The 14275-nt window shown below is 41.2% G+C and carries 16 protein-coding genes, 1 pseudogene and 1 other annotated feature (1 of these 18 cut by a window edge); all 17 genes and pseudogenes read right to left on the bottom strand.

The window, feature by feature from the left end; all coding sequences use genetic code 11:
- Nucleotides 1-97: 97 nt before the first annotated feature.
- Nucleotides 98-2644 carry a M1 family metallopeptidase gene (locus M1F74_RS02290; RefSeq protein ID WP_247946176.1) on the bottom strand — a complete coding sequence of 849 codons (2547 nt, stop codon included), beginning with the start codon at nt 2642-2644 and terminating at the stop codon, nt 98-100.
- A 122-nt stretch (nt 2645-2766) separates the two neighbouring features.
- Complete coding sequence (locus M1F74_RS02285; RefSeq protein WP_000188804.1) at nt 2767-3207, bottom strand: ASCH domain-containing protein; 441 nt, start codon at nt 3205-3207, stop codon at nt 2767-2769.
- Nucleotides 3149-4054, bottom strand: a pseudogene (locus M1F74_RS02280) (putative PEP-binding protein). The gene M1F74_RS02285 and the pseudogene M1F74_RS02280 overlap by 59 nt, the downstream one beginning before the upstream one ends.
- Before the next feature lie 41 nt (nt 4055-4095).
- Nucleotides 4096-4701, bottom strand: a complete 606-nt coding sequence (locus M1F74_RS02275; protein WP_247946175.1) for a DUF6707 family protein — start codon at nt 4699-4701, stop codon at nt 4096-4098.
- 59 nt (nt 4702-4760) lie between these two features.
- The gene (locus M1F74_RS02270) at nt 4761-5012 is read right to left on the bottom strand and encodes a DUF7716 domain-containing protein (protein ID WP_247946174.1); all 252 of its coding nucleotides are present in this window, start codon (nt 5010-5012) and stop codon (nt 4761-4763) included.
- A 102-nt stretch (nt 5013-5114) separates the two neighbouring features.
- A complete protein-coding gene (locus tag M1F74_RS02265) occupies nt 5115-5537 on the bottom strand; it encodes an SMI1/KNR4 family protein (RefSeq protein WP_084875422.1) in 423 nt (140 codons plus the stop codon).
- Between the two features lie 17 nt (nt 5538-5554).
- Nucleotides 5555-5890, bottom strand: a complete 336-nt coding sequence (locus tag M1F74_RS02260; RefSeq protein ID WP_247946173.1) for a hypothetical protein — start codon at nt 5888-5890, stop codon at nt 5555-5557.
- A gap of 42 nt (nt 5891-5932) precedes the next feature.
- Nucleotides 5933-6631 carry a 3-oxoacyl-ACP reductase gene (locus M1F74_RS02255; protein WP_247946172.1) on the bottom strand — a complete coding sequence of 233 codons (699 nt, stop codon included), beginning with the start codon at nt 6629-6631 and terminating at the stop codon, nt 5933-5935.
- Entirely contained in the window at nt 6624-6860 is a 237-nt protein-coding gene (locus M1F74_RS02250; protein ID WP_247946171.1) for a DUF2829 domain-containing protein, read from the bottom strand. The genes M1F74_RS02255 and M1F74_RS02250 overlap by 8 nt, the downstream gene beginning before the upstream one ends.
- A 91-nt stretch (nt 6861-6951) precedes the next feature.
- Complete coding sequence (locus M1F74_RS02245; protein WP_000735450.1) at nt 6952-7995, bottom strand: DNA/RNA non-specific endonuclease; 1044 nt, start codon at nt 7993-7995, stop codon at nt 6952-6954.
- Between the two features lie 171 nt (nt 7996-8166).
- A complete protein-coding gene (locus M1F74_RS02240; protein WP_247946170.1) occupies nt 8167-10419 on the bottom strand; it encodes a glucosaminidase domain-containing protein in 2253 nt (750 codons plus the stop codon).
- A 110-nt stretch (nt 10420-10529) separates the two neighbouring features.
- Nucleotides 10530-11516: a dihydroorotate dehydrogenase gene (locus M1F74_RS02235; protein ID WP_247946169.1), complete on the bottom strand. Its 987-nt coding sequence runs from the start codon at nt 11514-11516 to the stop codon at nt 10530-10532.
- The gene (locus M1F74_RS02230) at nt 11479-12279 is read right to left on the bottom strand and encodes a dihydroorotate dehydrogenase electron transfer subunit (RefSeq protein ID WP_057488996.1); all 801 of its coding nucleotides are present in this window, start codon (nt 12277-12279) and stop codon (nt 11479-11481) included. Before M1F74_RS02230 ends, M1F74_RS02235 begins: the two co-directional genes overlap by 38 nt.
- Nucleotides 12280-12525: 246 nt before the next feature.
- Complete coding sequence (gloA, locus tag M1F74_RS02225; protein WP_000157150.1) at nt 12526-12906, bottom strand: lactoylglutathione lyase; 381 nt, start codon at nt 12904-12906, stop codon at nt 12526-12528.
- Nucleotides 12907-12963: 57 nt separating this feature from the next.
- The gene (gene rplT / locus M1F74_RS02220) at nt 12964-13323 is read right to left on the bottom strand and encodes a 50S ribosomal protein L20 (protein ID WP_000124830.1); all 360 of its coding nucleotides are present in this window, start codon (nt 13321-13323) and stop codon (nt 12964-12966) included.
- Between the two features lie 51 nt (nt 13324-13374).
- Nucleotides 13375-13575, bottom strand: coding sequence for a 50S ribosomal protein L35 (gene rpmI, locus M1F74_RS02215; protein WP_001125942.1), 201 nt, complete (start codon nt 13573-13575; stop codon nt 13375-13377).
- A 32-nt stretch (nt 13576-13607) separates the two neighbouring features.
- Nucleotides 13608-14138, bottom strand: coding sequence for a translation initiation factor IF-3 (gene infC / locus M1F74_RS02210; protein ID WP_000848184.1), 531 nt, complete (start codon nt 14136-14138; stop codon nt 13608-13610).
- A 15-nt stretch (nt 14139-14153) separates the two neighbouring features.
- Nucleotides 14154-14275, bottom strand: a sequence feature (ribosomal protein L20 leader region); it runs 13 nt beyond the window's last position.

The raw sequence follows: 14275 nt of genomic DNA, 5'->3' as shown, positions 1-14275 counted from the left end.
CTTATTATGATTATTATACCAAAATTGCCTTAAAAAAAACTCAACTCTCTCTTCTTTTCAGATAGAAAGTTGAGTTTTTGTTTACATTTTGAACGAATTAAGCTTTGGCATATTGGGCTACAACAGTTTCGACTGCTGCTTTCTCACGCTTAATCAAGTCAACACGCGCTGCGATATCCTTGATTCCCATACGGATGTTTCGGCTAAGAGCAAGGTCAGAGAGTTGTGGTTCAAAGAATTCCTTGTACTCTGCCAAGCGTTGCTCTGTCTTAAATACATGGGCAGGTAGGATAACAAAGCTATCAAAGCTCATGTCCCCACCAAGAGCTGCCTTGATCCAATCCCAGTTTTCACGCGCCCATACCCAAACAGTTTCTTGAGTTGTTTGATGATCTAGGAACTGGTAATACCAAGCAGACAAGTCTTGTGGTTTCACCACAAATTTATCTTTCCATGAGCCGATCAAGGTTTGGATATTGTCCGCATCTGTACTGTATGCAAGAGCTCCTGCCAACTGGCGTTTGAAGACCGCATCCGTCGCATGAGTGTAGAGGTCCAGATAAGTTGCGACCAAGTCCTTAGTCTCATGGTGTTTCATTTCATTGATGAGCACTTGAGCACGAATTGCTGCTGGAAGTCCTGCAAGATTTTCCTTGTGAGCTGCAAAGATTTGACTAGCGACTTGACTAGCTTCTGCATCATTTGAGCGAATCATCATAGAAACAGCCAACTGACGAACCAATTCGTCTTCATCCGATTCACCATCTTTGGCTTCAAAACCAAGACGGGCATAGTTATGACGAGCCAATTTAGCAACCAGACGGTTAAAGGCTTTCTCAGTTTCTGTTCCTTCATCAATAAAGCGCTCAAGGGCAGAAATCACTTGAGAAACAGCTGAAACCACCAGATAAGACTCTTCCTTAGCAAGTTTATCAAGGACTGGGAGCAAGTCCGCATAAGAAATATGCCCTGCTTCTGCAAGCAGACGACGTTCTTGAACGATTTGCAGTTTGCTTGTGTTATCAAGTGTTTCTAAGTCAGCAAGAACAGCTTCTAACAAGTCTCCTTGATAGTCTGTAATGTAGTGGGCTGTATTTTCAGTGTTGAGACGAAGTGCTCCTTCGTTTTCAGCAAGAAGAGCAGCATAGCCAGGGATTTCGATACTTTCAGTTTCAAGTGTATCTGGTAGACCCTTCCAGTTGCTGTTGAGTGGCACCACCCAGAGACGATTCTTGTCTTCATGCTCACCGATAAAGAATTGTTTTTGTGAAATCTTCAAGACATCATTTTCAACTTTGACAGTGAGAACTGGATAGCCAGGCTGTTCCAACCAAGAATCCATGAAAGCTGCAACATCACGACCTGAAGCTTGACCAAGGGCATTCCATAGGTCACGACCAATGGTATTTCCATATTGGTGCTTTTCAAAGTAGGCATGCAAACCTTTAGCAAAATCAGCATCGCCGAGCCAACGACGAAGCATGTGCATGAGACGGCTTCCTTTGGCATAGACGATAGCTCCGTCAAAGAGAGTATTGATTTCATCCGGGTGTTTGACTTCAACGTGAACAGACTGAACGCCATCAGTCGCATCGCGTTTAAGTGCCGCTGGAACACCACCTGTTTGGAAGTCTTCAAAGATATTCCAACTTGGTTCGATGGCATCGACACAGACGTATTCCATCATGTTAGCGAAGCTTTCATTGAGCCAGAGGTCATCCCACCATTTCATAGTCACGAGGTTACCAAACCATTGGTGAGCCAACTCATGTGCTACAACTAGGGCAACTTGTTGACGGCTAGCAAAGGTTGAGTTCTCATCCACAACCAAGTAAACTTCACGGTAGGTCACCAGACCCCAGTTTTCCATAGCACCTGCTGAGAAGTCAGGGAGGGCGATATGAAGAGATTGAGGGATTGGGTATTTAACTCCGTAGTAATCTTCGTAAAACTCGATTGAGCGAACGGCAATATCTAGTGAGAAATCAAGGTTAGATAATGGGTGAGCTTTGGTTGAGTAGACACCTACGAGGGTACCGTTTTTAGTTTTAGCGGTCACCCCTTGCAAATCACCTGCTACAAAGGCTAACAAGTAAGAAGACATGCGAGGTGTTGTTTCAAACTTCCAGATGCCTGTTTTCTTGCGGTTTTCAACGTCAGTCTCTGGCATGTTTGACAAGGCCAATTCACCTTCTGCTTGGTCAAAACGAAGAGCGAGGTCAAAGGTTGCTTTGGCTTCGGGCTCATCCACACATGGGAAAGCTTCACGCGCAAAATGGCTCTCGAACTGAGTAGACAAGACTTCCTTCTTGACACCATCAACTGTGTAATAAGAAGGGTAAATCCCTGTCATGTTGTCTGTGATTTTTCCTGAAAAAGCAATAACCAGTTCAACTTGACCAGCCTCAGCCAATTCAATATGAAGGGCTTCATTGTCATGGTCAACTGTAAACGGACGAGCTTGACCCGCGACTTCTACAGAAGTGATTTCCAAGTCTTTTTGGTGAAGGGAAATACGGTCACTCTGTGCTTGACCAGTAATGGTCACCTTACCAGAAAACGTTTTGGTCTCACGACTCAAGTCTAAAAATAAATCATAATGTTCAGGAACAAATTGCTTAATAAAATGTTCAACTGCTTGCATAGTTTTCTCCTATTCTAAGTTTAAGAGCTGCTACTCTTCTTCAAACAAACTTATTATATCATGTTTTGCTTGAGAAAAAAGGATTGGACGGTGATTTCCAAAACTTTCTTCCTTCCATCTGTCTACAGAGGGTAAACCTTGCGAAATTCTTCCAAAACAACTTTGCTGTCAGGTGTAAAAGCCAGCCCAACCTCTCTCAGCCACTCGGCGAAACAGTCTTCATGAACCTGACGCCAATAGGCTAGGGATTTATCACCTTCCCCTTCCTTAAAAGCATGTTCAGCAGAAACTTGATTGAAAGGCTGAACGGAAACCTTTGTAATTTCGACAATGCAGACAGCCCGATCTTGGCCATCTAAAATGACGTCAAATGTTCCTTCTCGTGGAAGTGGTTCGTTATCAACTGCATAAAGATCATAGGCTGAGGCGGTTGCTGTCTTTTCGCCTCTTAGAACTAAGTCTGCCAAGAGATCGGCTTGCACTCCAAAAGCCCAGGCATCTATCTCATCGCCGATAGAGGAGTTGATTTGCTTGTATGCTTTCCACATTTCTTGCGGTGTCATGGGTTGCTCCTTTGTAATTTTTTACTTACTTTTTTTACACGTTTGAGGTGTTCTGGATGGTCAATCTCTAAATTAAAAATCTCTGGAATAGAACTGTAGTGGATAATGCATTTGATACCCATCTGATTCATTTGTTGTATGAAAGAGGCATTCAGATAGCCTGCTACAGCAAAGTCAATTTTTTTCATCCTTGCTTTATCCTGCATCTGTCTCAGCATATCTAACATAATCGGACTTTCTATATCATGCCATTGACTATTTCTCACAGTCGCAAAAACAAAAGAAGTCAAATCATTCATTCCAACTATAATCTTTGAAATACCAGTTTCCAGTATCCTGTCCAAGTCAAAATAAGCTGACGGTAATTCAATCATTGTGCCGATTTTCCCGGTAAAACCATACTCACGCAATACTCTAATAGCTTGTTTTAATTGGTCGGCATCATTGACAAAAGGAAAAATAACAGACAGATTGGGATTGGTTTGATAAACTCTTCTGTAACGACATTTGCCTCAGCCTGAAATTCATCCGGACACGCCAGTAAACGCCTAGTTCCTCTGTATCCAAACAAGGGATGATTTTCATCCAAAAACTCTTTAGTTCCCACTAAACAATTGGCTTCTGTATTCGTTAATTCTGAAAAACGATACCATACCTCTTCATCTGAATACAAGGAGCAAATAGTGTCTAGATAATCTTTTACAAATTGCTGACAACTTGGTAACAGGATGTTTTGGTTGAGCTCTCTCAACAAGTATTCCCCACGAATCATGCCAATGTGGTGAAATAGTTGAGGATAAACTTTTTCAGCGATTTTCTCGCCACTAAGGGCTAGCTGGTTTTTCATTTCTTCCCCTCTTTCCATCCTTCAAATTTAGCTACACTTCCTCATACCCTAAATGGAAAAAGTACATACATCCCCTGCTCCTTGATAAAGCTTTGTAATCTTTCGATTTGTTCTTCTATTTTAGACTGGATATCCGCCTCGTCCAGAGTTGATTCCGCACTAAACAACTGAAGTTTTAACAAGTCTGCTAAATAAAGTAAGCACCATTCCATCTCAGATGTAAGGGTTGAAGCTTGCTCGATTTTTGCAAGCTTTTGTTCCAAAGTATCACCATTCAAAAATCTCTGATGTACTCTCCTTCTTATTTTTCTAGTTGATTCTTCCCCAGAATCTAGTGGACTTAAAAGGAGATTTTGATAGATGGATACCTGATTTTCCGTCTGCTTTTCCATATAGGCCAACAAGACTATTGAACTCTCAACAAAGGTCCAACTATTATAATCTCCTTCAAAGGGAATTTGTAGCAAAATATCTAACAACTTTTTAGCTAGTTCTTTTTGACCATCTAGATAGAGTAAATAAGCAAGGTGATTAAGAGACTCAAGGTAGGAACAGTTGGTCTTCTTGTGCTTTTTTAAAATCTTTTCTACATAGGGTTTTAAATCTGGATGATTTTCCACTAGCTCAAATACTTCTATCAGCTTCATCTTAACTCCTTACTGTATTCGCCTATACTTAATGGAACTATGTAAATCCAGCTTAGTTACTAGGCAAAGGGCATAAACGTATCATTCCAATTATAGTAATTCAATGCATCGACCAAGTCATGGGGGCTTGCGCCTGGCTTTTCATCCAAGGCTACAATCAAAACATCAATCAACTGTTCACCATAATATACCAGATTAAGATTTTTCTCTACTACTTCCACAGGGTAAACATCTTTATCATCAACTACAACTGGATAATCCGACACCAAAATAAAGGCTATCGAGATCCAAATTCCCTTCATCATTGCCATAGAGGCAAAAGTCATCTTGAGTACATTGTTCTAACTTAACTTGCTCTAAAATATCTGCTAGTGAAAAGAATTGGTGTTTACGCATGATTGCTCCTTTTATTTCTACTCACCTTCCACAAAACTAGTCAGAAAAGCCTCAAATGAAAGCCATTGACCAAAAATCTCAGCTCTTTCTTCTAAAACATAGTAGTAAACCTTGCCATAATCTTCTTCCCTTAGAGACAGAGCATAGTTTCCAGACCCAGGATCATAGGCAAAATGAAGGAGGTCTTTAGCCTGGAATCCGGCAGGAACAACCTCATCGTCAAACCAGTTGAGGGCCTTCTCCATCTCCTCTAATGAATAAAAAGCATTGAAAGGAAAGAGATGTTTGTCATCATGAACACCAGACACACAAGATTGACCACCATTGTACTTGAGATAAAAGTTTAACATGGCTTCCGGCAATTTCTTTCCAAGGTTCTCCTCAAATTGTAAAAGGTCTTCTCTTGTAATTGCCTCATTCGCATCTGTTGCTCTCAGCATAATTATCCCTCCGGTTTTTACAATCTTTTTTCTAAGACCTTGTCAATAAAGTCATAGACAGTTGCAGCAACTTTTTGCATTTCTAAAGAGCCCAAAGCACCCAAATCATTTTCATAAATGCAATCATCAGCATTTTTCTTGATAAAGTAGGCCAAATCTCCCTCTTGACCAATCATAAAGAAGTCTGGTTCATCTACTTCTATCTGATAGGTCTCATTACACTCTAAGAGATCCTCCTTAGCATATAAACAGATACCTGAGTCACCAATCTCATAAGGATCTACTTCGTCCCATTCCAATAAAAACTGATGGTAGAAACTTGGAAACTCAAATCCAAATATATCTTGTTCCATCTTTAACCTCCAATAGTGAACAATGCAAACTGTACCAAAGCATCACTTCAAACTCCAACCACCATCAATGGTCAGAATTTGTCCTTGCATGGCAGATGCGTGACCGCTAGCTAAAAAGAGACTGACTTTTGCAATTTCACTTGGCTCAATCCAGCGCTTTATTGGCGTTTCATTGGCTACCCAGTCAGCCAACCCACCTGGCTCAAAGTCCGCAGCGGTCATAGCTGTCTTGACCGCTCCCGGAGCGATACCAAAGACCTGAATCCCAGCTTCTGCATAGTCTAGAGCCAACTGCTTGGTAAAGCCAGCTAAGGCATGCTTAGACGAGGTATAGGCGTGACCACCTCCGCCAGCTAGACTTGAAGCAATCGAACACATATTGATGATGATTCCTTTTTTATTTTCCAGCATTTGCGTCAAATAATAGCGAGTCAACTCAACAGGAGTCACATAGTTGATTTCAAAAATCTCTTGAATTTCCTGGGCTGATTGTTCCAAAAGTGGTTTGAAATCATCCAAAACTCCAGCAGTATTGCACAAGACATCCACCTGAGGACACCAGTCAAAAATTGGCTCCAAGTCCAAGGTCAAATCTCTCTGTAAAAAGTGAAAATCACGCTCTAAGAGTGGATTTTCACCTTGGTCAACTCCATAAACTTGATAGCCATTCTCTAAAAAGAGTCGTGCTTGAGACAGACCAATCCCTGAACTTACTCCCGTAATCAATACACGTCTAGTCATACACTTCTACCCAATCCGTCGCCAAAACATCACAAGGTGTCGGGCTCCACATGGAAAAACCTTCCCCTTCTCCAGACACGTTGATTAGAAAATAAGGCGTCACTTCAAGTGCAACCCCGTTTTGTTCGATAGTGTCAAAGAGTTGGACATAGTTTTCAACCCCTCCCCAACCAGTGCGTACATATTTTTTCTTGGCCTTTAACCCAGGCAGGATTTCTTCAAAAGTCATGATGTTCTCCTTTAATGCTACATTCTTAGTTTAATTATAACAAAAAACCGTTTCCCAACGGCTTTTTGACTGTATATCTACTAAATTCTTCCTACCACTGCAATCCAGCTTCTCTGATTTCTTTCTTAGAAGCAAATTTACCATTTGGTCTGTGCCATCTCCCTTTTCTATCTCTGAAGTAGCCACCTGAATTTGTTGATTGCGAGTTTGATTCCTGGCTTTCTTCCTTTTCTTGTGCGGCTTGGCGAGCTTTTTCTTGCTCTTCTTCTTTTGCTTTCTTTTCAGCTGCTTCTTTTTCCTCAGCCTCTTTCTTGGCTTTTTCCTCAGCTTCCTTCTTGGCTTTTTCCTCAGCTTCTTTCTTAGCTTTTTCTTCTTTGTTTTCAACTGTATTTTTGGCAGTACCATCCAAATAATTGATTTCCGCATTAGCTGAAACATTGTCTAAAACGACATGCGTCACTGAATACTGATCAACCTTTTCCTTACTACCACCTAACTTGATTTCCAAGAGTTTGCCATTTTCATCTATTCCCACATACTGTAATTCAATTTGTCTCGGAATCAACTCATCTTTTTGATAGATTGGGGTCACCTTGTAGTCAAGATAGTAGTTCGGATGATTGGCCAACCAGGAGTCCAATCGATTTTCATAGTAAAGCATGCTTTCTTGATTAGTGTTATCTGTTCCATAATATGTTCCAGCATTGAGCCAGTTAGTCATAGGAACCAAGTTTTTCTTTTCATCATTCAATCCACTAAACTGGTACCCAATCAAATGACCTCGATTCATTAACCATGCCTTTTTAGAACCATCTCCATAGTAAAAATTATAGTTATGCCAACCAACCGGGTTATAACTTATCTTAGGCTCTCTCTTCTCATTTGGCTCATCTCTGTCCTTAAGTTGAATATGAGCACCCGTTGCGCGTGATTTAGAATCCAATTCTCCAAGTTCTAGCTGCTTTTCATTTTTAAAAGGCAAAAGTCCAGCTTCTTTAAACAACTTCTCATCGAACTTAATTTGCTTCTGTTCAATTTTTTCTTCTGGAACCTTTGATTCTACCTTATGTCCAGAACAAGCAACTAGTGTTGTGATCGAAAGCAAGGCAATTGAGAAAGATAGTAGCTTTTTCATAAAAATCTCCTTTATTTTTATATAGTGATTAGATTAATATCCCCTCTTTCATTCTACTATCATTTTGTTAATTATTCAAGAATAAAGAGACTGTTATTATACTATTTATCCTCCAATGTCCAAAACAAAAACGATAACCACTTTTCAGTAGTTACCGTTGGTTTCTTTTGATTAGTCTTTCCCACCAAGTTTGCTGTTGATGGTCATCATGATGCTAGCTATTTTCTCACCCCAGTATGGATCGGAAGCATAGCGAACATTCATTCCTGTTGCCTTGTTTCCAAGGTGGTCTCTGCCATAGTCGATGTAGTTCTCACGGATCCACTTGGCCGCTCCGAGAATTCCTTTGTCCACATCATCAAAGCTCTTGGCTGATAGATATGGGCTAGTATCATAGGCTGCAATACCAAAGAAGTTGTTCTTATCTCTGGCAATTTGACTGCGTCCCCACGCACTTTCAAGAGCGCTATGTGCCATCAAGTAAAGGGCGTTGACACCGTAGCGTTCCTCAGCCTCTTTGAAAGTCGCTCCTTTACCTGCAAGAGGACTATCCTGCAAGTTCATCATCGAATACAGTTTATCCAATTCAGCTGCACTATAATTACTTGGTTCTCTCAAGTTTTTATAAAGGAAAGGATTTTTAATGGTAAAGCCATCAAAATGCTCTCCGTCAGTTGAGTAGTACTTCTTACCAATAATCATTGCAGATGTGTGTGGAGCTACTTTGATACTCGTATAAGGAGAGAGTTCATGGTAGAGGAATTTCCCATCACTAGTATAATGAGGGATAAACTCGCTTCCTTCATCTACTGCTGTCAAATCACTTTGATTCATATAGCCAGACAAGCCAGAAATCGAAACTGCAAGTCGGCCGCCTTTTCGCGTCGAGCTATCCAGTGAAACAATACTTCCTTGATTAATGTAACTCAAGATTTCTCCAGATGCACTGTAGACATAGGCTGTAATGGGTTTAACTTTGTAATATTTGGTTTTATCCGCAACATGCCATTTACCGGAAGCATCCAAGGTATGACCATCTACAGTCTCGTTTTTTGCCATATAACCGCCTGATTTAAGGTAATACCATGATTGGTCGGATGAATCGTAGATAAGCTCTTTCTCAGCCATCTTTCCATTTGACTTGAAGTAGAACCAATTGTTCTTGTACCATACCCACTCACTTGCAGCCATATAACCGCCAGATTTGAGATAGTAGTAACCATTATCCCAGATCCATTCTTTATCAGCATAATTTCCATCAGAGTTGATATAGAACCAAGAGTTATAATTCTTATCAAAGAGCCAACCTTTACCTGCTTTTGCTCCACTGCTCGTCACATAGGTGCGGTCAATCCAAGTTTCTGTGGAGAGGTAGCCACCGGATTTGAAATGGTAATCCTTGCCTTTGATCGTTTCCCAGCCTTTTTCAGCATAGGTTCCGTCTGCTTTCAAGTAAAACCACGAGTTATAATTTTTGTCAAAAAGCCATTCGGATTTCAGTTTAGCTCCACTCTTTGCAACATAGAAGCGGTCAATCCAACGTTCAGTAGAAAGATAGCCTCCAAATTTGAAATGGTAATCTTTACCTTTAATCGTTTCCCAGCCTTTTTCGGCATAGCTACCGTCTGCTTTCAAGTAAAACCAAGAATCGTAATTCTTATCAAAGAGCCATTCGGATTTCAGTTTGGCTCCACTCTTTGCAACATAGAAGCGGCCAATCCAGCGCTCGGTAGAAAGATAGCCTCCAAATTTGAAATGGTAGTCCTTTCCGTCTATGGTTCGCCAGCCATTTTCAGCATAGGTACCATCTTGTTGAATGTAGAACCAACTGCTATAATTAGCATCATAGATCCAACCTTGTTTGACCTTATTACCATTTTCTGACAAATAGGTCTTACCAAGCCAAGTACTTTTCAGCATTTTACCTTGAGAATTAACGTAGTATTCGTTTCCACCTTGAGTGACCCACTCATCTTTGGCCATTTTCCCATCTTCTTTAAGGTAATATTTTTCCTGACCTTGTTGGATCCACTCATTTTGAGCTTTCCGACCATCAGACTTGAGATAATACCAGGACCGTTTTTCTTGGTCAAACACCCATTGATTCTTGACCTTGGCACCATTAGCATTGACATAATATTGGTTGACCCAAGTATTTGTAGCCAAGATTCCATTAGCATCAAAATAGTAGTCCTTACCAGCAACAGTCAGCCAGCCGTTTTCTGCACGTTGTCCATCAGCCTTAAGATAAAACCAATTCTGATACGTTTGGTCAAAGATCCATTGGTTGGTTACTGGTTTTCCATCAGCTTTGAGGTAGGTCTTTCCTTGCCAAGTTCCCTCTTCTGCTTTTGCTGCCTCCACTACAGTAAAAAAACACCCCAATAAGCTAGCACTTACTAGGGCCACTTTCCATCGTTTCATTTAAATGCTCCAATAACGTTTTCTAAACCCTATTGTAACATAGTTAATAGACGGAAATATTACAAATTGATGAAGATTCTATTTCTTGTTGACAATAAGGAAGACCTAGCTTATCTCAGACTGGCTTTGACTTCCTTACGGAGATCTTCCAAACTGCTAATGCCATATTTGTCCATGACTTTTGGTAAATTTTCGATGATATCAGGACAGGCATAAGGATTGGTAAAGTTGGCTGTTCCAACTCCGATGGCAGACGCTCCAGCCAGATACATTTCTAGTGCAGCCTCTGCCGAATCCACTCCTCCCATTCCAATGATGGGCAGGTCTGTTGTTTGGGCAACTTGTCGGATGAGTTTGAGGGCTACTGGAAAAACTGCTGGGCCAGACATTCCACCCGTTCCATTGGCCAAGATTGGTTTGCGAGTTTTGAGGTTAAAGCGCATACCGACTAGAGTATTGATCATGGTTAAGCCACTTGCCCCTGCATCTTCTGCGGCTTTGGCGACGGTGACAATATCTGTTACACTAGGAGTAAGCTTGACATAGACTGGCACATCAGAGGCTTCCACAGCTGCCTTTACCACTTCATAAGCCAAGTCAGGATCTTGCCCAATCAAAAGTCCATGATTGCCGTGATCCACATTCGGACAAGAGATATTAAGCTCGATAGCTTTTACATTTGCTGCCTTGGAAATTCCTCGAGAAACGGCAGCGTACTCTTGTTTTGAAAAGCCTGCAACATTTGCGATGATAGGAAGCGTAGGATACTCTCTTTCCAGCCAAGGCAATTTCTCAGCTAAAACAACTTCTAAACCTGGATTTTGCAATCCGATTGCATTGAGCATACCAGCAGGGGTCTCAGCTACTCTAGGAGTTGGATTACCAAAACGGGGTTCAAGTGTCGTCGCCTTGATCATAATGGAGCCTAAAAGGTCTAAATCATAGTACTTGGCATACTCTTGACCAAAACCAAAACAGCCTGATGCTGGTATAATTGGATTTTTCAAATTCAAACCAGGGAGAGAAACTTGTAAACGATTTGTAGTCATGACTTTCTCCTTATAATACAACTGTTCCTGTGCGGAAAACAGGGCCATCTTCACAGACACGTTGGCTGACGGTTTCACTATCTGGGACTTTTAGAACACAGGCATAGCAAGCACCCATCCCACAAGCCATACGAGATTCCAGAGATAAGTAGGCTCTTGGGTGATCATAAAAGGTTTGATTGATGTACTTCATCATTCCAGGTGCCCCACATGAGTAAACCGCATCAAATTGACTGTCTAAATCATTGATAACAACAGAAACATTTCCCTTGATGCCATAAGAACCATCATCTGTCGTTACAAAGACCTGACCATATTGGGCCAATTCGGTTTCGAGAATAACAGCATCCTTAGTCGCAAAACCGAGGACTGTCACTACTGTCACCCCACGCGCATGCAATTCCTTAGCCACCTCAAGCAAGGGTGGAACACCAATCCCACCACCAACGAGTAGAACTTGGCTCTGATTGTCTAAATCAGACAAGTCAAAACCATTTCCCTGAGGCCCCATCACATCAAGAGTATCTCCCTGACTTAAGGTTGAAAAAATAGCTGTCCCAGCCCCCTCAATCCGATAAATGAGGTGACACTGCTTGTTTGCTTTGTCAATAGACGAAATTGAAATAGGGCGGCGCAAGAGATGGGCGTCATCAGGCACACGCAGATGAAGAAATTGGCCGGCTCGCATGGCTTCAACCATCTCCCCTTCTAGGACTAGTTCAAAGATTGCTGGCGCAATTTCCTCTTGTGCGACCACCTTCATGGTTTCCAAACGAATGGCACCCAAACGCTTCTTACATGTGGGATTCATGATTTTCCTCCTTAAATTTTAAGGGAAGCAGATAAAGAAAAGACCTTGCTAATGCAAGGCCTCAGTTGGGTTAGGCTAGAACTCATGCGCACACTTAAAAAATCCGCACAGAGATTCCCCTAGTCCTTTTATCTGACACCTTGTGAGTCTCTCTGGACTCCCCTTAAAGGTTAAATTTGTATTAGTATACCCTTTCAAAGAAAAAAAGTCAAGTAGAAAACGAACATTCTACTTGACTTCACTGGATTATTTTTCACGAATGACTTCGACCTTGTAGCCATCAGGATCCTTGACAAAGTAATAGTTTGGTTGAGTTCCTGGAAGTCCATTAGGGGCTGTCACCTCATAGCCTTTAGCGCTATGTTCTTGATGTAGGGCCTCAAGGTCAGGTGTGCTAAGAGCGATATGGGCAAAGCCATCTCCCACCACGTAAGGACCGTGATCGTAGTTATAGGTCAACTCCAACTCGTAGTCATCCCCCTCAAGTCCTAGATAGACAATGGTAAAAGCATGATCTGGAAAATCTCTGCGACGCAATTCTTTAAATCCAAAAGCATCTTGATAAAATGCGATTGATTTTTCAAGGTTTTCTACTCGCAAGCAAGTGTGTAACATTTTTGAAGCCATATATTCTCCTTTATTTTTAAAAAGACTGGGACAATCCTGTTCCAGTCTTATCAATTATTATTTACCAAGTTTTGCTTTAGCTGCATCTGCAAGTGCTGTGAAAGCTGCTGCATCGTTAACAGCCAAGTCAGCAAGCATTTTACGGTTAACTTCGATTTCAGCCAATTTCAAACCATGCATCAATTGTGAGTATGAAAGTCCGTTCAAACGAGCTGCCGCATTGATACGAGTGATCCACAATTTACGGAAGTCACGTTTTTTCTGACGACGGTCACGGTATGCATAGTAGTAAGAGTTCATTACTTGTTCTTTTGCAGTACGGAACAAGATGTGTTTAGCTCCATAGTAACCTTTTGCTAATTTAAGAATACGTTTACGACGTTTGCGTGATACAACGCCACCTTTAACACGTGCCATGTTTTATTTCCTCCAAATATTTCCTAGAATTGTTTACTTACTGTTAGGCTATTATTTCAAGCGAGTAAGCATTGCTTTGATACGTTTGAAATCTCCTGAATGCACCATAGATGCTTTACGAAGATGACGACGTTGTTTCTTAGTTTTTCCGTGGAAACGGTGAGAAGTGTAAGCACGGAAACGTTTAAGTCCACCAGAACCTGTACGTTTGAAACGTTTAGCTGATGCGCGGTGTGTTTTTTGTTTTGGCATGATTTTTTCTCCTTTATTTAACTTTCTGACAATTATTTTTTGTCAGTTGCTGGCGCCAACTGCATGAACATTTGGCGTCCATCCATCTTAGCTCGTTGTTCGATGATTGCAATATCTTGTGTTGCTTCAGCAAACTCGGCTAAAACTTTTGCACCAATCTCTTTATGGGTGATCATACGCCCTTTAAAGCGAATGGATACCTTAACTTTATTTCCTTTTTCAAGGAACTTGCGTGCATTGCGAAGTTTTGTGTCAAAGTCACCCTTGTCAATAGTTGGACTCAGACGAACTTCTTTCACAGTAACAACACTTTGTTTTTTACGTTGTTCTTTTTGCTTTTTCTGATACTCAAATTTGAACTTACCGTAGTCCATAATTTTAGCAACAGGCGGTTTTGCTTGGGGTTGAATCAATACTAAGTCAACATTTGCACTATCAGCCAATGCTTGCGCTTCGCTGAGTGGCTTGATGCCTAGCTGTTCTCCCTCAAGACCGATCAAGCGAACTTCACGTACACGAATTTCATCATTGATGAATAAGTCTTGCTTTGCTATGGTTTTCACCTCTTTTTTATTATTAGAGAAAAACAATAGCGGACTCGTAATAATAATACAAGCCCGCACGTTATGATAGCGTTTCTTAGAAACTTTTCATCCGTAGGGCCAGGCAACTTGATGTCACAAGGCGAGAAGCTCTCACT

Source organism: Streptococcus oralis (genome assembly GCF_023109315.1).
Lineage (GTDB): Bacteria > Bacillota > Bacilli > Lactobacillales > Streptococcaceae > Streptococcus > Streptococcus oralis_BS.
Note: the sequence above shows the minus strand (reverse complement) of the source record. Positions and strands in the feature narration are given on the sequence as shown.

Coding starts and splice junctions, on each gene's coding strand:
- M1F74_RS02290 (WP_247946176.1), bottom strand. CDS start 2,644: ATGCAAGCAGTTGAACATTTTATTAAGCAATTTGTTCCTGAACATTAT.
- M1F74_RS02285 (WP_000188804.1), bottom strand. CDS start 3,207: ATGACACCGCAAGAAATGTGGAAAGCATACAAGCAAATCAACTCCTCT.
- M1F74_RS02275 (WP_247946175.1), bottom strand. CDS start 4,701: ATGAAGCTGATAGAAGTATTTGAGCTAGTGGAAAATCATCCAGATTTA.
- M1F74_RS02270 (WP_247946174.1), bottom strand. CDS start 5,012: ATGGCAATGATGAAGGGAATTTGGATCTCGATAGCCTTTATTTTGGTG.
- M1F74_RS02265 (WP_084875422.1), bottom strand. CDS start 5,537: ATGCTGAGAGCAACAGATGCGAATGAGGCAATTACAAGAGAAGACCTT.
- M1F74_RS02260 (WP_247946173.1), bottom strand. CDS start 5,890: ATGGAACAAGATATATTTGGATTTGAGTTTCCAAGTTTCTACCATCAG.
- M1F74_RS02255 (WP_247946172.1), bottom strand. CDS start 6,631: ATGACTAGACGTGTATTGATTACGGGAGTAAGTTCAGGGATTGGTCTG.
- M1F74_RS02250 (WP_247946171.1), bottom strand. CDS start 6,860: ATGACTTTTGAAGAAATCCTGCCTGGGTTAAAGGCCAAGAAAAAATAT.
- M1F74_RS02245 (WP_000735450.1), bottom strand. CDS start 7,995: ATGAAAAAGCTACTATCTTTCTCAATTGCCTTGCTTTCGATCACAACA.
- M1F74_RS02240 (WP_247946170.1), bottom strand. CDS start 10,419: ATGAAACGATGGAAAGTGGCCCTAGTAAGTGCTAGCTTATTGGGGTGT.
- M1F74_RS02235 (WP_247946169.1), bottom strand. CDS start 11,516: ATGGCCCTGTTTTCCGCACAGGAACAGTTGTATTATAAGGAGAAAGTC.
- M1F74_RS02230 (WP_057488996.1), bottom strand. CDS start 12,279: ATGAATCCCACATGTAAGAAGCGTTTGGGTGCCATTCGTTTGGAAACC.
- gloA (WP_000157150.1), bottom strand. CDS start 12,906: ATGGCTTCAAAAATGTTACACACTTGCTTGCGAGTAGAAAACCTTGAA.
- rplT (WP_000124830.1), bottom strand. CDS start 13,323: ATGGCACGTGTTAAAGGTGGCGTTGTATCACGCAAACGTCGTAAACGT.
- rpmI (WP_001125942.1), bottom strand. CDS start 13,575: ATGCCAAAACAAAAAACACACCGCGCATCAGCTAAACGTTTCAAACGT.